Source organism: Halobacillus litoralis (assembly GCF_009856445.1).
Taxonomy (GTDB): Bacteria; Bacillota; Bacilli; order Bacillales; family Halobacillaceae; genus Halobacillus; species Halobacillus litoralis.
The window spans coordinates 337,361-357,045 of the sequence record NZ_WMFA01000002.1 but is presented as its reverse complement, the minus strand read 5'-3'; the positions used below and the strand labels follow the sequence as shown (position 1 = coordinate 357,045).

General features: G+C 44.6%; 17 protein-coding genes. 7 read left to right on the top strand and 10 right to left on the bottom strand.

Annotated elements, in window-relative coordinates; genetic code table 11:
- Positions 1–14 precede the first annotated feature (14 nt).
- The 5 genes from GLW00_RS07045 to GLW00_RS07025 all read right to left on the bottom strand — a co-directional run bounded on the left by GLW00_RS07045 (position 15) and on the right by GLW00_RS07025 (position 8,743).
- A complete protein-coding gene (locus GLW00_RS07045; protein WP_202412405.1) occupies positions 15–2,237 on the bottom strand; it encodes a YhgE/Pip domain-containing protein in 2,223 nt (740 codons plus the stop codon).
- A gap of 132 nt (positions 2,238–2,369) precedes the next feature.
- Positions 2,370–5,525, bottom strand: coding sequence for a bifunctional cytochrome P450/NADPH--P450 reductase (locus GLW00_RS07040; RefSeq protein WP_160912565.1), 3,156 nt, complete (start codon positions 5,523–5,525; stop codon positions 2,370–2,372).
- 80 nt (positions 5,526–5,605) lie between these two features.
- A complete protein-coding gene (locus tag GLW00_RS07035) occupies positions 5,606–6,181 on the bottom strand; it encodes a TetR/AcrR family transcriptional regulator (RefSeq protein ID WP_160912563.1) in 576 nt (191 codons plus the stop codon).
- 204 nt (positions 6,182–6,385) lie between these two features.
- Entirely contained in the window at positions 6,386–7,594 is a 1,209-nt protein-coding gene (locus GLW00_RS07030) for a Bcr/CflA family efflux MFS transporter (RefSeq protein WP_160912561.1), read from the bottom strand.
- Positions 7,595–7,756: 162 nt separating this feature from the next.
- Positions 7,757–8,743, bottom strand: a complete 987-nt coding sequence (locus tag GLW00_RS07025; RefSeq protein WP_160912560.1) for a Gfo/Idh/MocA family protein — start codon at positions 8,741–8,743, stop codon at positions 7,757–7,759.
- Positions 8,744–9,027: 284 nt separating this feature from the next.
- Between GLW00_RS07025 and GLW00_RS07020 the strand changes: the two genes are divergently transcribed.
- From GLW00_RS07020 to GLW00_RS07005, 5 genes are all read left to right on the top strand, one after another.
- The gene (locus GLW00_RS07020) at positions 9,028–9,762 is read left to right on the top strand and encodes a GntR family transcriptional regulator (protein ID WP_160912558.1); all 735 of its coding nucleotides are present in this window, start codon (positions 9,028–9,030) and stop codon (positions 9,760–9,762) included.
- Entirely contained in the window at positions 9,755–11,293 is a 1,539-nt protein-coding gene (gene gntK, locus GLW00_RS07015; RefSeq protein ID WP_160912556.1) for a gluconokinase, read from the top strand. The genes GLW00_RS07020 and gntK overlap by 8 nt, the downstream gene beginning before the upstream one ends.
- A 24-nt stretch (positions 11,294–11,317) precedes the next feature.
- A complete protein-coding gene (locus GLW00_RS07010) occupies positions 11,318–12,664 on the top strand; it encodes a GntP family permease (RefSeq protein WP_160912554.1) in 1,347 nt (448 codons plus the stop codon).
- Positions 12,665–12,894: 230 nt separating this feature from the next.
- Complete coding sequence (locus tag GLW00_RS20490; protein ID WP_167355989.1) at positions 12,895–13,038, top strand: hypothetical protein; 144 nt, start codon at positions 12,895–12,897, stop codon at positions 13,036–13,038.
- A gap of 75 nt (positions 13,039–13,113) precedes the next feature.
- Positions 13,114–13,416, top strand: coding sequence for a hypothetical protein (locus tag GLW00_RS07005; RefSeq protein WP_160912552.1), 303 nt, complete (start codon positions 13,114–13,116; stop codon positions 13,414–13,416).
- A gap of 139 nt (positions 13,417–13,555) precedes the next feature.
- On the opposite strand, the gene GLW00_RS07000 is transcribed toward GLW00_RS07005, so the two are convergent.
- Entirely contained in the window at positions 13,556–14,215 is a 660-nt protein-coding gene (locus GLW00_RS07000) for a methanogen output domain 1-containing protein (RefSeq protein WP_160912550.1), read from the bottom strand.
- Between the two features lie 210 nt (positions 14,216–14,425).
- Between GLW00_RS07000 and GLW00_RS06995 the strand changes: the two genes are divergently transcribed.
- Positions 14,426–15,469: a Gfo/Idh/MocA family protein gene (locus GLW00_RS06995; protein WP_160912548.1), complete on the top strand. Its 1,044-nt coding sequence runs from the start codon at positions 14,426–14,428 to the stop codon at positions 15,467–15,469.
- Positions 15,470–15,598: 129 nt separating this feature from the next.
- Here GLW00_RS06995 and GLW00_RS20485 read toward each other — a convergent pair whose 3' ends face one another.
- Positions 15,599–15,742, bottom strand: a complete 144-nt coding sequence (locus tag GLW00_RS20485) for a hypothetical protein (protein ID WP_202412404.1) — start codon at positions 15,740–15,742, stop codon at positions 15,599–15,601.
- Between the two features lie 487 nt (positions 15,743–16,229).
- Here GLW00_RS20485 and GLW00_RS06990 point away from each other — a divergent pair, with 487 nt between their 5' ends.
- Positions 16,230–17,141, top strand: coding sequence for a DMT family transporter (locus GLW00_RS06990; RefSeq protein ID WP_160913769.1), 912 nt, complete (start codon positions 16,230–16,232; stop codon positions 17,139–17,141).
- Between the two features lie 274 nt (positions 17,142–17,415).
- Here GLW00_RS06990 and GLW00_RS06985 read toward each other — a convergent pair whose 3' ends face one another.
- The 3 genes from GLW00_RS06985 to GLW00_RS06975 form a co-directional block, all read right to left on the bottom strand.
- Positions 17,416–17,604 (bottom strand): hypothetical protein, encoded by a 189-nt coding sequence (locus GLW00_RS06985; RefSeq protein ID WP_160912546.1) that lies wholly within the window; start codon positions 17,602–17,604, stop codon positions 17,416–17,418.
- Positions 17,605–17,747: 143 nt separating this feature from the next.
- The gene (locus tag GLW00_RS06980; protein ID WP_160912544.1) at positions 17,748–18,542 is read right to left on the bottom strand and encodes a phosphotransferase; all 795 of its coding nucleotides are present in this window, start codon (positions 18,540–18,542) and stop codon (positions 17,748–17,750) included.
- A 202-nt stretch (positions 18,543–18,744) separates the two neighbouring features.
- Positions 18,745–19,527, bottom strand: coding sequence for an alpha/beta fold hydrolase (locus tag GLW00_RS06975; protein ID WP_160912542.1), 783 nt, complete (start codon positions 19,525–19,527; stop codon positions 18,745–18,747).
- Positions 19,528–19,685 lie beyond the last annotated feature (158 nt).

The window sequence follows — 19,685 nt, the reverse complement described above, 5'->3', positions numbered from 1 at the left end:
ACTGTCCATCCATATCAATGGAATAAACCGGATTCTCTTGACTTTTTCATTAATTTTCTTGATTTATCATGCAGGGGTCCTTTCAAGAAGATCCCAATGGCAAGGAATAGGCCGGCAAACGCAGATAAGCGAATCACGTCTGTTTTAACACGTGCCTCAACGATGCCTCCAACCGCTTCCCTCAATAAGTCGACCGCGTAAGAGAACGGCAGGAATGGATGAATGTTCTGGAAGAATTCCGGAAGTAAAGCGACCGGATACGTTCCCCCGGAACCGGCAATCTGCAGGACAAGGAAGACAATCGCCCCTGCTTTCCCGACATCACCAAGAACGGATACAAGTGTAAACACGATCGTCATGAAAACAAAACTAATCCCAAGGCCAAACAGCACAAAATAAAGGGATTCGGCAATACCAATCTTTAATAAGAACAGATTACCTAAAGTGACAACGAAGGTCTGCAGGAAACCAATGCTTACAAAAGTCGCCAGTTTGCCCAGGTACTGTTCGTAGGATCGGTACTCCGACGTATGGACGGGTTCCGTTGATAAAAGGGAAACCAGTAAAAGCGCGCCTACCCATAGCGCAAGCACCGTGTAAAACGGCGTCATCCCTGTTCCGTAATTTTCAATCGGAAACAGTGTATTCTTACTTAGACTCACCGGCTCTTCAAAAAAGCTTTGCTCTGCTTCAGGATCGTTTTTCAGAAGCTCGATGATTTCATTTATATCTGTTTCTCCCTGGATATCCCGAATACGATCAGCCATTTGATTGACTTTCTCGTTCACATACGGATATTCATTTAACATATATTCAAGAATATCCTGCCCTTCAGCCAGGTTGCTTTCTGTACTTCCAAGGATCTGCGAGATCTGTGGAATCGTAGATTGAGCGTCAGTCAGAATACTTCGGGCATCGGCAAGCGTCTGCTGAGCCTGATTGATTTCTTCAAGGACTCTTGGCTCAATATTTTCATTGTACTCTGTCAGAAAAGCATCGATTCGATCAGCAGTTTCGCCGGATTTCTCTTCCAGTGTCGTCAGTGTGTTATCAATCTCTCTCTGACTATCCTTAATTTGTTCTTCAAGCTGGCCGGCATCATTCTGAACATTCTGCAACCCTTCACGAATGCGCTCGACCTCTGTCAACGCTTGATTCACCGTTTCCTGAGACACTTGAGAACCAGCCTGCTGATTCTCTTCCCCGTTTTCAGGATTCTCTTCACTATTCTGTTCTTCCTGCTGTTGCTGCTGCTCCTGAATCTGCTTCAACAAGTTTTCCACTGTATTCAGCTGCTCCAGCGCCTCATTCGTCCGTTGGTTAATTCCATCTTTCAATTGCGTGATCCCTTCTAAATCAAGGTCCACAGATTGAACATCAGTTATGAAGCTGTTGACATCTTCTGCCGTCTGCTGAGCTTTTTTCAAGTCAGCTTCCACTTGAGGCGCAACCTCATTTAACCGCTGTTCTGCTTCATTTAAGAAGCTTGTGGTCTCATCAATGGTGCCAAGGCTCTCACGGGTCACTTGATCGGCCCGGGGGAGAAGTCCCTGCACATCGTTAATGATCGAAGCCGCATTTTCTGAATCATCATAAGCTCCAGAAATCAGATCATAAATTTCAGGGAGATTTTCCTCAAGCTTAAAGACATATTCTTCAAAACGTTTGATATCAGGAAGATCTTTTTCAAGTTCCAGACCCAGGTCGTTAAACAATTCTGCGACTGTGCCATTCACTTCTGAAACAAACGCATTGGTAATCTGATCGACGATCACGCTGGCACCCTTTTCCGTGATCTTAGGTGCAATAGCATTGATTTTTTCATTGACATAGTACTCGACTTTGGATTTTTCCGGCTGATCACTGACCACTGTCCCGAGTTTCTCCGAAAAGGTATCCGGAATGACGATGACGGCGTAATAATCCCCGTATTCGACTTTATCCATAGCCGTTTCCCGATCGGTAAACTGCCAGTCAAAGCTGTCATTATCTTTTAATTCTTCTACTAAATCTTTCCCTACATCAATTTCCGTATCTCTGACGATTGCCCCTTCATCCTCATTGACAACCGCAACAGGCAGCTGATCGGTCTGACTATAGGGATCCCACGAAGCCTTAATATTAAACCAGGCATATAAGGAAGGCAGAACAATCAATCCGCCAATCAAAATCATAGCCACCCAGTTTGTTGAAATACTCTTCCAATCTCTTGCGAAAATTTTCCATATCTGTTTCATACATGTTGCTCCTGTAAATAAAATAATCAGGGCTGATGCATGAAACGGGTGATCATGATCCTCCTTAGGGGCTACCCTAAGAGATTTTCATGATATACTTCCGTTCATGCATCAACCAGGAAATGAAATCTATTAAGAACCGGCCCAGACATCTTTCGCCAGACGTCCAGACTGTTCTAATTCTTCTAACCACGAAACAGCTTCCTGCTCACTGACTTCATTGAGATCACGGTAACACTCCACCAGTGTATGCGTTACTTCAGGAGCCATTTTGCTGCCATCCCCGCAAATATAGAGACGGCCTCCTTGATCTAATAGAGAAAGGATCGCTGCCGCATTTTTCTTCATCACATGCTGGACATAAACCTTTTCTCCATCCGTTTGTCTTGAAAAAGCGGTATGCAGGTCGATCAATCCGAGGCGTTCCGCTTCTTTCAATTCGTCCTCGTACAAAAAGTCCTGTTCCGGATGACGGCATCCGAAATAGAGGTGCGCTTCGCCGAGCGTTAATCCATCCTGATGCATCGCCTTACGAGCCTGGATGAAGCCTCGGAAGGGAGCGATTCCAGTTCCCGGTCCGACAAGGATCATCGGTGTTTCAGGATCTTCCGGCAGTTGGAAGTCTGATTGAGGGGTACGGACGAAACAGGCGATTTTATCTCCGGCTTCCCTTGATGCCAGATAGTTCGATGCCACGCCTTCATACTGTCCTGTTCCACTCCAGGCTTCTCCTCGAACAACACTGACCGTGACACTCGGTTGATGAGCCTCAACTCGAGGGGAACTGGAAATCGAATAATAACGCACTTTCAAAGCTGGAAGCAGGGAAATGAATTGCTCAAATTCCATCTCACAGGATGGATAGGCTTCTAACAGCTCCAGCATCGTTTGACGTTTCTTCAAAATCTCGGACTTATAGGTTTCATCCTCAACGAGCTGCTCAAGCTCGATTTTGTGAGGCGGACAAGGGTTGCTCGCTGCAAGCGCACGGATCTGCGTCCTGGTTGCAGGCTCCTGTAGTTCCACGTAGGACGACAACAACTGCAGAAGTTGAACGGGTTGTCCTGTAGGAAGATGGGAGGCGCGGCCTGTGCCTTCGCTCAAGATCACATGCTCCTCTCCTTTGAGTCCGAACCGGTCGAGCACACGGTTTACCATGGCCGGCGTATTTTCCGGTACGACACCCAAGTGATCTCCTTCCTGGAAAGTCATCCCTGCAGGAAGTTCCACCTCCACGTGACGGGTGCTGCGTTCGGCATCCTTCAACAGCTCCTTGTTTTCAAGGACTACGGCAGTGAAAGCATCATATGTGCGCGCCACTGGCGTGTAGCTCGTTCCGCTGACGAATTCCATGGAAACGGGACTTGAGGCATCCTGGCCTTCTTCCAAGTCCAGGCTGAAATGATCAGCTAAGGCCGGCCAAAGCTTCTCTTCCCATTTTTCCAGATCGCCATCAAAATCTTCGTTGGCATCTCCTTCTCCCCGCTCAAGCAGACGGAAGGCTCCTTTCGCATCGAGCTCATCATCGATCGTTGAAGGAACCCGTTGATACGTGCTCGCCCAATTCCGGTCTCCGCATCCGAAAACGGCGTAGGTTACCCCATCGAGGTCTGCTTCCTCAGTTGAGGTCAGCCACTGGACAAACGAAGTCGCATTGTCTGGTGGATGTCCGTTATAGGAAGCGGAAACGATCAATGTCGCTCCTTCTTTCGGAAGATTTCCTGTCCATTCATCAAGCGGAGCCGTTGTAACAGCAAAACCTTGATGACGGGCCGTTTCCGCAAGCTCGCGGGCCACGCCTTCGGCGGTTCCCATATTCGATCCGAACAGGACATGGAATGGCGTACCATGAGACTCGCGCGCAGGCATGTCCTTCGTTTCACTCTTTTCATCCGCCTCTGGTGTTTGAAACCCGGTGAAAGCTCTTCTGGATTTCACTTTCATCGTCAGACCATCCGGTTTGAACGTCAACGTTTCTTTGATGTCCAATTGATAATCCGTATGATCTTCAAGATCGAAATGCTGTAAAATCATGCCGAGAACGAGAGTCGCTTCATGAAGGGCAAACTGCTGTCCGATACACGCACGCTGACCATTACCAAAAGGCTTGTACGCATGATGAGGAATTCTTGCTGGATCTTCAAATCGTTCCGGGTTGAATTCCTCAGCATCCTCTCCCCAAACCGTGGTATCACGATGAAGCTCCGGAATGAGCAGTGTGAACGTGTCTCCTTTTTCCACTTCATATTCGCCATCAAGGCTTGTCTTATCTTTTGCATACACAGAAAATGCAGGAGCAGTCGGCCATAGACGTAACGCTTCATTTAAAATCATCCGTACATATTTCAGCTGTTTCACCTGTTTAAAGGAAGGGGTATCATCACCCAGCACTTCATCCACTTCCTGATAGGCTTTTTGTAACTTGTCCGGATGTTTCAATAGATAATACAGGGCAAAAGAAAGCAGTCCGCTCGTCGTTTCGTGTCCAGCGATGAGGAAGGTGATGATTTGGAAGCGGATATTCTCATCATCCAGGGCTTCGCCTGTTTCAGGATCTTTCCCTTTCAGCATGTGCCCTAGCAGATCATCCTCTCCCTGATCTCCTGCTTGTTTTCGTTCTTCGATGAGTTGGTCGACAAGATTGAACATGTAATCGATATCTTCTCTGAACTGTCGCTTGGAGCGGACCATCAGCTTATCCTGAATACCCAGGCGCTGCGTCTGACTCATGGATTCATCCAAGGCACGCACCATTTTTTCAATGAAAGGATGCGCATCTTCCCGATAGAAACTGTTGAATCGATAATTGAACCCGCACAATCCGATCGTATCAAGCGTCAGACGGGTCATGTCATCGGGAACGTCCACTTCTTCATTGGGATTGAGTCTCGCCCACTTTTGAACCAGCTGGGAAGCGAGGTCGATCATTTTGTCATGGTAGCCTTTCATCGCCTGCTGACTGAAACTCGGCAGCAGAATATTATGCGCTTTCTTCCAATTCGGCTCATCTGTTCCACTTGTGAACAAACCGTCTCCGCCAAAAGCACGCACCTTTTGGAGAGCAGGGCCTACCTTTTTATCAAAACGGGTCTCGTCACAGATCTCAGCAGCAAAACGGGCACTTGAAATAAACGTACTGGTCCGTCCTGGAAATTGGATTTGAAAGATCGGGCCTAGTTCACGGGCATGCTTCATGAACGACTGTACGGGTTTTTCCTTATCAATACTCGGCAAATTTCCGAGCGGTCCATAAGACTTAGGTTGTGGAAGATTTTCTGTATGATTCATGGTTAACCACCTCTTTGATCATAATTGTAGTTACCGGAATGAATATTCATTCCGTTTATTGTAAAGGAGACACTGTCTCCTTACTCATGATGACGCACAGCATCCCAGCAACTTTCTTCGACACCGGCTAACAATTGATCCGTCGCTTCGATCTCACCTGCACGGATCAATTTAAACAGCTCAAGAAACCCACCGAAAATAATAGCAATCAACGCTTTTGACGGAAGGTCTCTGATGATTTCTTTTTCTTTCCCCTCATCAAGGAATTCCTGGAGAATCATTAACAGATGGTTGAACTGGTCCTTGCTTGTTTCATCAAGAAAGTAGGCGGCGTTATGAGTTTTAATAAAATAAAGCGCATGCTCATGCTCATTTGTAAAACGCACCATCCCTTGAAACAAATGATGAAATTGATCACGGATCCCTGCATCCTTGGGATATCCTTCTTCAAGGGTCTCTGTGAACAAGCCTGTGTAATATTGAAACAATGTATTGACTAGAACTTCTTTGTTCTCAAAATAGCGGTAGATCGTACCCGCTCCTACTTTTGCATCGCTCGCAATCATCGGAATCGTCGTTGCATCGAAACCGCGTTCGGCGAATAGTGACAGCGCACTATGGAAGATATGATCTCTTTTATTTGTGGATGTCGGCATATAAACATCCTCCCTCCTATGCGGAATGAACATTCATTCCTATCTATTTTAGTATATATTATCTTTCCCTTCAATCAATCGAATGACTCATCATTTATATTTTTAGCATTCCTTTCCTTCATAACCCCAAAATAAAAACGGTGCCAGCCCCCGCTCTTTACTGTTGTAAAAGAGCTTAGCGCTGACACCACTTTTGAATGATCATTAGATTTGGGCATGCTGTTTTTTCGTCGTCAATGTAAAAAAGATCACCGCACCAATCGAAGCGGTCGTAAACAGGATTGCTCCCATCGGTACAGCCGTCGTCTCATCAAGGCCGACAAGGGGAGAAACGGTGGCCCCAAATAACAAGGGCAGCATCCCGAGCACCGCACTGGCACTCCCGGCCCGGTGCCCCTGATGCTCCATCGCCAAGGTGAACGTACTTGTCAGCACCATCCCCATCGCCGTCATGTAGATGAAAATCGGTATGACAATCGAATACAACGGTCCTTCAATGATGGTCATCGCCAAAAGAAAACCGGTGGCACTGACGGCAACAATAACAGCGGTCCGGAGAAGACTTCTTTCATGGAAAATCCCACCGAGGCGGCCGACTAAAAAGCTTCCGGTAATGATTGCGAGTCCGTTAATCCCGAACAGGACACTAAAGGCCTGAGGGGATACGTCGTAGATGCCCTGGTAAACGAACGGCGTTCCGGATACATAAGCGAAACTCCCGCCATGAACAAAACCGATCGTCAGCGCGTAGCCGATGAACGAGCGGTCTTTCAATAGGCGTCCGATTGTCAGGATCGATTCTTTCACAGAACTCGGAATCCTTTTTTCCACCGGAAGGGTTTCCGGTAATTTTCCTGCGACAGTCAGAACAATCGCAATACCTACGATACTTAAAAAGAAAAAGATCGTCTCCCAAGTGGCGAATGGTAAAAGTAAAATGGCTCCCCCTGTCATCGGTGCGATCATCGGAGCCGTCGCATTGATCACCATGAGTAAGGCGAAGAATTTCGTCAACTCTCTCCCTGAAAATACGTCACGCACGACAGCTCTGGAAAGGACGACGCCGGCAGAAGCTGTGAACCCCTGGATGAAACGGGCGATCACGAGCACCAGGATATTCGGCGCAAGCGCACATAGGAAGGACGCCAGTGCGAAGAGGGAAAGGAAAACGATGAGCGGTTTCTTCCTCCCCTGCGAATCACTGACGGGCCCTACGACAATTTGACCGACGGCAAGTCCGATCAGACAGGTCGTCAAACTGAGCTGAACAAGCGAGGCACTCGTCTCTAAATCGGAGGCGATCCCCGGGAAGCTCGGCAGATACATATCAATGTTCAATGGCCCTAGAATCCCGAGCATGCCAAGTAGAAACGCAAGCCCTAATCTCTCTTTACCTTTTGGATTATGTAACATATGAAACACCTTCTTCTATTCAATCTAAAATTATAACTCCTTGAATCATGTCCCCAAGTTCTTCAAGCTGTTAAACATTGATTTTATCTTCATTTCTCACGGAAGTCTATGCATAAGCAAAGAAAAACCGTCCCATAAAATATTTATGGAACGGTAGGTCGTTCAGCCACGTTCTTGATAATACTCTTTAACAAGCTCCCCCATCACCTTATTGGTGCGAAGCGCTGTTTTTCCGGTGCTTGGACACGTCCCTTTTCCGAGCAGCTCATCCACAATCGTCTGGATATGGTGCTGTTGAATATGTTTCGGACGCTCGATGTAAAAAGACTCTTCCCCGGCATCGGTGACCAGGACCACCGGTTTGTCATCGAAGGTGGAAAACTGGATCTCTCCTTTTGTTCCGACGATACGGTTATCATCCTCATTTTTATAGGAAGAGAAATTCCATACGCCTGTTCCCACCGCACCACTTTCAAATTGCCATACACCACTGACGGTGTCTTCGGCGGGATAGGAATCAGCAAGGTTGAGCCCAAATCCTCTCACATCTTTCAAAGGTCCAAGCAGATAATCGAAGAGATCCAACGTATGGGAACCAACGTCATAAAACAATCCTGCTCCACTTTTTTCAGGAATGACTCTCCACGGCCAATCTCCATTCTCATCCTTCGCGACGATCTGCTGAGTCTGCTGCATAGATGCGAAGCGTACATCCCCAATTGCGCCTTCATCAATCAGTTCCTTCACTTTCAAAAATCTCGGCAGTGATCTTCGATAATAGGCTACAAATAAAGGTACACCATGCTCTTCACATGCACGAACCATTTCTTCACATTCTTCCAAACTATTGGCCATCGGTTTTTCCACGTAGACGGGCTTTCCGGCTTTGGCTGCCATGATGGTATATTCCTTATGAGAAGAAGGTGGTGTCGCAATATATACTGCGTCCACTTCGTCATCATGGATTAATTCTTCCGCCTGGTCATACCATTGAGGCACGCCGTGACGTTCCGCGTAGTCTTTCGCCTTCTCGCCATTCCTTCTCATCACCGCTTGAAGGGAACTTTGTTCAATCAGTTGAAATGCAGGGCCGCTTTTCACTTCTGTGACGTCCCCGCATCCTATAATTCCCCACTTGATCGTTTTCATTGAAATTCCTCCCCGTCCTTCTTTTCGTAGAAGTCGATGTCTGACCCCTCGTCTGTTCCCACTTTAGCATAGGAAATGGCCTGTACCAAAAAATAGAAGTAGCATTCCGACTCATTCCGGGTGGGATATAAAAATAGGAAAAAACGACGGCGAGGACTACCTTTTCCAATTACCCTCTTTCGATTTTTTTCGACATTTTACATAAAAAGCGTTTTCAAAATAGAAAAGTTGTACTACACTACTTGTATACAAGTATACAGAGTTGAACAAAACGAGGTGAATACATGAAGGATTCTAATGAATTTTTGTATCCGTCCCAATGGTTATCGAAAGCATCCGCCGGGGAACGTGTCGCCTGCGAGCTCCGCATGCGGATTATCTCGGGCACGGTTGAAAGCGGTTCAATCCTGTCCGAGAATCAACTGGCTTCCGAATTCTCCGTCAGCCGCTCTCCTGTGCGGGATGCATTGAAAGCCCTTGCTTCGGAAAATCTCATCCGATTGGAAAGGATGGGCGCACGGGTTCTCGATATCACAGAAAAAGAAATCCAGGAAATGTACGATGTCCGGTTGCTCATTGAGAGTTTCGTATTTGAACGGCTCGTCCATATGGAGACAGAAGAACTGGTCAAAGATCTCAGCAAGATTTTTGAAATGATGAAAATAGCGATCCAATATAAGGATGCCGATGAATTTTCCAAACAGGACCTGGAGTTTCACGATACGATTATCCGTTCCATCGGTCATTCTCATATACAGATGATTTGGAACAACCTGAAACCTACACTCGAAAGCCTCGTCCTCCTTTCTATGCGGTACAGGTTTGAAGAGATGTATGAGGACTTTGAACGAATCATAGAGAACCACGAATTATATATTGAAGCGATCCATAGGAAGGATCGCGAACTTATGGTCCAATCCCTGCACAAAAATTTCGATGATGTCGCCAAAGGGCGCGTCGAAGAATTATGGATGGCACAGGAAACCTTTACTAAAGGAGTCGAAAAAGAAGATGACTAACTTCATGCTCGGTATCGACATCGGTACCACAAGTACAAAAGCCGTATTATTCAGTGAAAAAGGCGAGGTCATTCAAAAGGAAAGCCAGGGCTATCCCCTGCATACTCCGGATATCTCAACAGCCGAGCAGGATCCGGATGAAATTTTCCAGGCGGTCGTCACGGTCATGACCGCGATTATGGATGATCATAAAGACAAGAATATTTCGTTCGTGTCCTTCAGTAGTGCGATGCACAGTCTGATCGCCGTAGACAAAGACGGTCACCCTCTGACGTCCTGTATCACCTGGGCAGATAACAGAAGTGAAGCATGGACACAAAAAATCAAAGACGAATGGAACGGTCATGAGATTTATAGACGTACAGGAACACCGATCCATCCCATGTCTCCTTTGAGTAAAGTCACATGGATGGTTCAGGAGCATCCTGAAATCGATTCCATCACCAGCAAGTACATCGGGATCAAAGAATACATTTTCTATAAATTCTTTAATGACTATGTTCTTGACCATTCGCTTGCTTCTGCTACTGGAATGATGAACCTGGAGAAATTGGACTGGGATGAGGAAGCGCTTCAAGTCGCAGGGATCTCCCGTGATAAATTATCAAGGCTTGTGCCCACAACGGAAGCGTTTACTTCCTGCAACCGCTCCCTGGCAGCGAAAATCGGCATAGACCCGGAAACTCCTTTCATTATCGGTGCGAGTGATGGTGTTTTATCGAACCTCGGTGTAAACGCTATCGGTAAAGGAGAAGTCGCGGTCACCATCGGGACGAGCGGTGCGATCCGGACGATTATCAATCAGCCTAAGACCGATGAAAAAGGAAGAATCTTTTGTTACGCCCTGACCGAAGATCACTGGGTCATCGGCGGACCTGTCAACAATGGCGGGATGATTCTGCGCTGGATCAGAGACGAATTCGCGGCAGCAGAAATTGAAACAGCGAAGCGCCTCGGCATAGACCCTTATGAAGTCCTTACAAAAATTGCTGATGGTGTAAGACCAGGGGCAGAAGGGTTGATTTTCCACCCTTATTTAGCCGGGGAACGGGCACCGCTTTGGAATCCGGATGTCCGCGGATCATTCTTTGGACTGACCATGTCTCATAAAAAAGAGCACATGATCCGTGCGGCCCTGGAAGGAATCATTTACAACCTGTATACCGTCTATCTCGCCCTTGTGGAATGTATGGACACACCAGTAACCCGCATCCAGGCGACAGGAGGTTTCGCCCGTTCAGACGTATGGCGTCAGATGATGGCTGACATTTTCGAATCTGAAGTAGCTGTGCCGGAAAGCTATGAAAGCTCTTGTCTCGGGGCTTGTATTCTAGGACTCTATGCCACAGGAAAAGTAGAGTCGTTTGAAGTAGCTTCCGAGATGATCGGAAGTACCCATCAACACACACCGGTAGAGGAAGCCTCTCACGAATACCGTCAACTGCTGCCGATCTTCATCGATTTATCCAGAAGACTGAGCAGTGATTATACAAGAATTGCCGAATACCAAAGACGTTTAATTCACAAGTAAAACACACAACATGGAGGGATCATCATGCCATTAGTAATGGTTGCTATAGGAATCGTCGCCCTGCTGATCTTGATTATGGGGCTGAAACTGAATACCTTTGTTTCTTTGATTATTGTTTCATTTGGAGTAGCGATCCTGCTCGGAATGCCGCTTGAAGAGATAGTCGGAACGATTGAAACTGGATTAGGCGGGACGCTTGGACACCTGGCGCTGATCTTCGGACTTGGAGCGATGCTCGGTAAGCTGATTACCGATGCCGGCGGTGCCCAGCGTATTGCCATGACATTCGTCAACAAATTCGGTGAGAAGAACATTCAATGGGCAGTCGTTTCCGCTTCTTTCGTCATCGGAATTGCGTTGTTCTTTGAAGTAGGACTCGTCCTTCTTATCCCGATCGTTTTTGCGATTTCAAGAGAATTGAAGGTTTCTATTCTTTATTTAGGAATTCCAATGGCGGCTGCTTTGTCTGTCACCCACGGCTTCCTGCCACCACACCCGGGGCCAACGGTCATTGCCGGTGAATATGGTGCGGATCTCGGAGAAGTGCTGCTTTACGGAATCATCATCTCCATCCCGATCGTTATCGTAGCGGGACCGATTTTCACGAAAATGGCTCAAAAACTTGTACCTGATTCGTTTACAAAACAGGGGGATATCACTTCCTTAGGCGAACAAAAGAACTTCGACCTTGAAGATACACCGAAGTTCGGCATCAGTGTTTTCACAGCGATGCTTCCGGTTATTCTCATCGCTATTTCCACGATCATTACCTTGATCCAGGAAATGGCCGGTTTTGAAACAAACCTGTTCTTATCCATTATCAATCTTATCGGTAACGCCTCCACGGCTATGGTCATTTCCCTGCTTGTGGCGATGTACACCATGGGAATTGCCCGAAACATTCCAGTGAAAAACGTCATGGAATCCTGCTCGACAGCCATCTCCCAAATCGGGATGATGCTCTTGATCATCGGCGGTGGCGGTGCGTTTAAACAAGTATTGATCGACGGTGGTGTCGGCGATTACGTCGCTGAACTCTTTGAAGGGTCCACCATGTCTCCGATCGTACTCGCTTGGTTGATTGCAGCCATTCTCAGGATTTCTTTAGGCTCGGCTACGGTTGCAGCCTTGACGACTGTCGGACTAGTCATACCACTATTAGGACAGACAGACGTCAATCTTGCGCTTATGGTGCTTTCTACAGGAGCCGGCAGCCTGGTCGCCTCCCACGTCAACGACGCCGGGTTCTGGATGTTCAAGGAATACTTCGGACTTACCATGAAAGAAACATTCGCCACTTGGACACTGCTTGAAACAATCATCTCTGTCCTTGGCCTTGCCTTTACTCTATTACTGAGCCTGTTTGTATAAAAGGAAATCAAAAAAGACGGTCGAGACATTCTCGACCGTCTTTTCTATTAGAATCCTCCTCCTCTCCCCTTCTACCTCTATTCTTATGATGAGGTGACGAATGATAGGAATGCCTTCCACCCATATTCTATTAAACAGGCTATCATACAAGCACTCTTGCTAAATTTCCATAGAGTATCTATGTAAGGGACGTCTCCTGCACACATTCTTGTGATGAAGGAGGAAACATGATGAACTTCTTAAGAAACTTAGTCGCTGTGGTTATTGCTGTTTTGTTTTTGCTGGCACTTTTGGTTGCGGTTCTACTAGGATCAAGTGAGCAACGCCAGATTGTCATCTCATGTATTAATGAGATTCTTGGAACAATCAGCTAAAACATGATTTAGCTTAGAGGGCTGTGCATACCAACATAGCCCTCTCCCTATTTTAATTAGAAAGGGGATGGACATATGAAAAGAAAAAAACAACAAGAAGAAAATGGTACAAATGATACCAATATAGACTTTGACAGCCTTCTGAAGCTTGCCTCCAATTTGACTCAACAAGAAGGGTTATTGAGCCAGTGGTCACAGACGGCAGGAACGGATGAATCCAAGGACGTGGATCTATCCAGTATCATTACGAATATTTCAGAAGCATGTTCTCATACATTTGCCGGACTTGAAGAAAAGTTGAACGAAGTGATTGCAGAACTTAAAAAATTGAATAAAAACCTCGATTGCCTTCAGAATACAAAGAAAACCGATAAATAAAAAACTTTTCTAGAAAAAGTCCCCCAAACAGCCGGACGGTATATAAATGTCATCCATATCCCCACTAAAGAACCGCTGATCCACATGGACCAGCGGTTCTCATTTATGTTTATGACCAGGTTTAAAAATATGTGACGAGCTATTCACGAAGTCGATGGGAGACGTTCCCTTTCATCTCCTCCACTTCCTCACGGAGACGTTCCAATTCTTTCAATAATTCCAACACCATCTCATCGCTCTTTCGTAGTTCATTATTCAAGGCAGTGATTGCTTCTTCTTCCCAGTTGAACGGATCTCCCTGTTCAGGAGTGATCGGAATATCTTCATATACGATTCCCTCTTCTTCCTCTGTCGGCTTGAAGTAAATCGCGACTTCACAACCTCCATCTCCAAGGGCAATCCGTTTACGCAAATTCACTTTCCCATACCCCATTCTTCTGGAGGCCACTCCACCAAACACACTGGACGTCATCATACATAAGTGAGGAGCATCATGGACAGCTTCACCGAAGGGACAGGCTGTCGCCTTCACAATGACACGATCTTCATGGACTTCTGATATTTCGAAGTGGCCGCCAATTGAATTTTTCAAGTCGACAATCATACGGGCATATTGATCAGGTGTCCATTCCTGCCCTTTTTCACTATAAAAGGACTCGAGCCATTCCCCTGTCTTAATTCCTAATTGACGGATGTACTCTTCAGCTTTTGACCCGACCGTGCGGCTGTGCAAGTGAGCATATTGGGCAATTAGTTTCGACAGGAAAATCGTCCCTGAAAGATTCACAGTGTCTCTCATTGTATTCCCTTCTCTCCTATCTTATTTACTATTATTATAGAGGACTTTCAAGAAAGTTCCTACAAAAAGATAACGCTTTATATGCTGACTGCTCAAACTTTCCACACCATTGTGGAAGGAGTGTTTGTTTTAGACACCGTCGTGAACTGATACAATGAAAAGAGTCTTGTATGAAGGAAGTAAGAATAAGAGATAAATAGGAGGAGTTCCATGTCAAAACCCATTCGAATTGGAATTATTGGAGCAGGTGGAATTGCCAGAGGGGCCCATATTCCCAGCTACCAAAGTTACGGCAGAGACGTAGAGGTCGTTTCTGTATCCAACCATAATAAAGAAAAAGCGGTGGAATGTGCCGAACAGTTCTCCATCCCCCATGCCTACGAAAATGAACAGCAGATGCTCGATGAGATGGACCTGGATGCCGTCAGTATTTGTACCCCCAACAAATTTCATGCTGCTCAAGCGATTGCCGCTCTGAAAGCGGGTTGTCATGTCCTTTGTGAAAAACCGCCGGCTATGACGGCGGAAGAAGCCGAAACCATGGCCTGGGAAGCAGAAAAAGCAGGCAGGATTCTTACCTATGGGTTCCATTTTCGTTTTCAACCAGAAGTAGAGTCACTGAAGAAATACATTGACGGCCATGAATTAGGAGAGATTTATGCAGCCAAGACCCACTATAACCGAAGACGAGGCATTCCAGGATGGGGTGTGTTCACGAACAAAGAGCTTCAAGGCGGCGGCACGCTGATTGATAATGGTGTTCATATGCTGGACACCGCTTTATATTTAATGGGCTACCCCAAACCCAAAACCGTTTTAGGGGCGACCTATCAAAAGATCGGTCATCGACCGGGCGTAGGATTAATGGGCGAATGGGATGATGAGAACTTTTCTGTCGAAGATATGGCTAGAGGAATGATCACCTTTGAAAATGGCTCTTCCCTTATGTTCGAATCCACGTTTGCAGCGAATATAGAGGAGCTGAGCAGTAAAAAAGTGTCCATAGTTGGTGACCAGGGTGGCGCCGAACTTTTCCCATTGAAAATCTTTCAGGAAAAATACGATACGCTCGTGGATACAACCCCTGCCTATGTTGAAAAACGTGATGTCCACGAATCCCTCGTACACGATTTTATCGAGTGCATGCTTCACGACAAACAACCGGTAAGTACTCCATCTGAAGGAGTGCTCATCCAACAGATCATCCAGGCTCTTTATGAATCGGCGAAGACAGGAGAAGCGGTGAATATATAAGAAATTCAACAAACAATCATACAGGGGGCGAAACTTTTTATTAAAGTTTCGCCCCCTTTATTTAAGACTTGTTTTCAAGATAGGTGAGGCAGTCCTTTTCCTATTCCTCCTATCACCTTAAAAGATTGTTCACAGTTTTTTCTCTAGATCATCAATCTTCTTCTCAAGGTCTTTTATGTTTTTACTATTACTCATAGCTGTCGTAAAGGCAGTAAGACCAAAAGTGAAAGACAAAGTTCCGAACACAAAAGCCATAATTACAAAAGTATCCATCATATCCCTCCATTAAGAAAAAGAATCAGGCTGCCAATTTATAAAAACAATAGTTCGATCCACTTTCCTGAAGCTGCCCGTTCTTAAAAGTACCATATTTTTCAATTTCTCGTTGATAAAAAGTTTCCTCCCTGCTACACTTAGACAAAATTACTAATTATTTCCATATTCAAGGATATCAAGTTTCCGGTACCTCCTTTGTTTAATGGAAAGCATCTAAGTATTCCTATAAAGATCAGCTACACCCATAAGGGATCAGAAAGGCAGCCGATGCCCCCTTTTCAAGTCTCAGATATGACTATCCGCCAATTCAAACAAATGTAAGATAAAGTAACAAATACCATTTATGCCTTCTAAAGAACATACCTTTTAATTAGGAAATTACAGAAGATGGTTTGGCCCTTAAGCTTCCATTATCAACAAGACCCATTCAGATTTCTTAAAAAGGGATTAATCTTTGGAGTAATTTTTAGGAGGCATACAAATGATGAGATCTGTAGGTGTAAGCTTAGTTATTGTTGCCGCTATATGCTGGGGTTTTAGTGGAGGAATCGCGAATATTTTAATGAATAACGGCTGGGATCCTATTGTGATTTCTCTTTACCGAGGAGCTATCGGCTTCGTATGCTTTTTTACTTGGTTTCTTTTACGTTTTAAACAAAATTGGGCCTCCTCTCCTCATATATACATTTGGTCTTCATTAGCTGGTGTAGGTGTTGCTGGAAATTTCATTTTTTATTTTTTCACTATCCAGGCCTCAAGCGTGGCTGTTGCTTCTACTTTAATGTACACAGCACCAGTTTTCGTCCAGGTCATCTCATTCTTATTACGAATCGAGCGTCCGACCTGGTTTAAAGGGGCATGCATATTCGGTGTACTTATCGGGATTGTCATGCTCACAGGTGCCTACAATACTAAGTCGCTTTCAGTAGGTTTCCTAGGGGTTGCCTCCGGGCTTGCTGCAGGACTTTCCTATGCATTGTTTATCTTCGGTTTTAAAAACGCCTCCTCCATCGCTAAGCCGCAGACCACGTTGACCATCGCTTTCTTCACATTTTGTCTTATCCTTTTGTTTATGGCAGACATGGATAAAGTCACTAGCGCAATGACCTCAAACGACATCGGCTTGTTCCTTTTATTGGGGATCCTGGGCGCTGGAATTTCGTTTATATTTTATGTCATTGGCATTCAGTGGACTGCTCCGACTACAGCTTCAATGGTCGCTATGGTTGAGCCGGTAACAGCTTCATTATTCGGCTTTCTCCTTATCGGGGATCACTTAACCCTTATTCAACTTCTTGGAATAGCAATCATCCTGGTTACCGTTATCGTACTTAGTGTGAAACCTTCCTCATCCTCCATAAAAAGCAAAGATAAAAGGAAAAAGAAGGCTGTGTAACCTAAGGTTCTGTTAAGGTTTAGTGTTTATATTACTAACAAAAAATAGTTCAACTAAAGGCCACCGTTTATTCCTTTGTAAAAACTAACGAGAAGTATGTGGATCATCGTTAAAAACAATGTTTCCTGCATATTGAACAGCATTACTTCCATCCTTAAATATAGCTTCTAAGAAGTCATTCCTTTCTTCTGTCGGGAACCGAAATTCTCTATACTCTTTGTTATCGATTTTGGATAAACACCCACGTTTGTTTAAAACTTGAAACCGAGGTGGTTTACAATTTATCTTTACGCCCCATCTTGTTTATTTTAGGAATAATGAAATACCAGGATATAAAACCGCCTATCATTAATCCTATTACAGTTGACCATATGATTTCCCCGTATATAAAGTATCCAAAGAGAATAGCAACGACTGCAAAGACAATAGCAGAGATCATACCATCTTTTGTTCTTTTACTCATTTTGCAATCCTCCTTCCCCTCCTTATATTTTAAATTATATCTTTAATCTTTTAGTGTTTGTCTTGCAGAATAGCCGTTACTGCAAGACTTGAATTCGAGATATCTAATAATCCCGCCACTCATAATTCAATTTATTATGCTGATCAAATCCAATCTCTTCCATGCTCACGAATGAATTCAATCTCCTTTTCATAATGGTCAAGGTGTCCCTCATCTATCATTTTTTGAAATGCGATCTCTCCTTCACGGGCCTTTCTTTTCATATATTTACATAACCCTTCTAATCGCAATATCACCATTTCTAAATAACCTTCTTCTATTCCTTCTATACCGTAAGAATCAAAAAACAACTTAACTCTTGTTTGACTCCGAGCAGCATCTTGTGAAGCATCATAATAGACACGCTCACCTGCTTCAGTATGATAAAACCTACTTAAAGGAACGCAAGTGTAAAGGGTGTAAGCTATGTCCCAAAGTCTTGGACCAGGAGCCGCAACATCAAAGTCAATAATGCCTACTGGCTGTTCATGATTAAAAATAATATTGTACACAGCAAAATCATTATGGCATAGAACTTCTCTATTACTCGGAGTATTGTCAATTGGACTCCACTCATCTATCAACGGAAAGTCACTAACTGCGTCATGATAAAGACGAAGCATTTGTGCTATTTCTTTTAATACATCATTTGACCACATATATCTTTTCAGAGGGTAATTTCCAGCTTCTCCTTCAATGAAGGATAATATCTCCCTATTGTTTTCATCAATTCCTAAAAACTTTGGGGCATAATTAAAACCTTTACTCTCTAAATGTTGTAATAATCTATGTATTTTCAAACTGCCAGGCTTTATTTCTCGTCGAACAGTATCTTCAAATCGATATACATTTGAAACATTCCCTCCAGCTAGCTTTTCTTCTTTTTCAGAATTTGGCATTGAATATCTCTCCCCTTATTAAAACTCTCTACATGTCTAGATCGTCCTTCGTAGTTAGAAAAAAAGCGATTGACTATATGGCACAATCGCCCCTATTCATGAAGACTTAATTTCGAGATAAATTTAACGAATCCTGTATGATCTAGCCACACAAGCCCATCCACTTTCTTCAATAACCTTTTCTAATGTAGTTGGTAAAACATTATTCTTTGAGAAAAGTCGAAAGTATTGGCAGCAGTTTTTTTCCACTAACCAAATGGTCTTGCTTTGCAAGTCGTATAAACCTTGCGTTTGGAATTGCCTTTGTTAGTTGACGACCCACTTTATTAATGGATACAGGGCTTTTTTCGCCAACGATTATTTGCATAGGTATGGAAATTTGAGTAGCACGTACAAGGGGGGGCATATCCTGAGTTAGCATAATATCATAGGCAAGGGTCGGAGCTAGAGCTTTCGTGGTTTTCCAGCCAGGAAATAACGGCAATAATAGAACAAATACCTTAGGCATTCCAATTTCCTTTAAAAAGGTAAGCATTGCTTCTGAATTTTTTTCATTTTCGAGAAGTTCGTGTATTTTTTGGCTTAATTGTTTGTATTCGGCTTTTTCTTTCTCGTCACAAACATATGGCGCATCATACAAAGTTACTTTTTGCACTTTGTTGCCAAGTCGAAGTGCTGCCTCAAGTGCGATCACAGCACCAGAAGAATGGCCATACAAATGCGCCTTTCCGCCTGCCGCATCAATTATAGCTTCGAGATCTTCGATTTCACGTTCTACAGTATAAGGCAGCGTGTTCCCACTATCGCCTCGTCCACGACGGTCGTAATTGTAAACAGTAAACTCAGAGGCAAATATTTTGGCATCTTGCACTATAGGCTTAAATGAGCGATGGCAGCTTGCTCCCGTTATGTAAATGAGCGCTGGACCATTACCGTAAACATCGTACGCCAAGGTTGTGCCGTCTTTTGACTGGGTTGTTTTCATAAATATCACCTTCCCCCTCAAAGAATAGATGAATTTCATCCACATACATTTGCCAACATTCCAATCAATATACTGCTAATACATCCATTAAATTACATAAACATTAATTTCTACATCACCAATAAATTCCCTTCTATTATTCAATAAACTGAACTGAT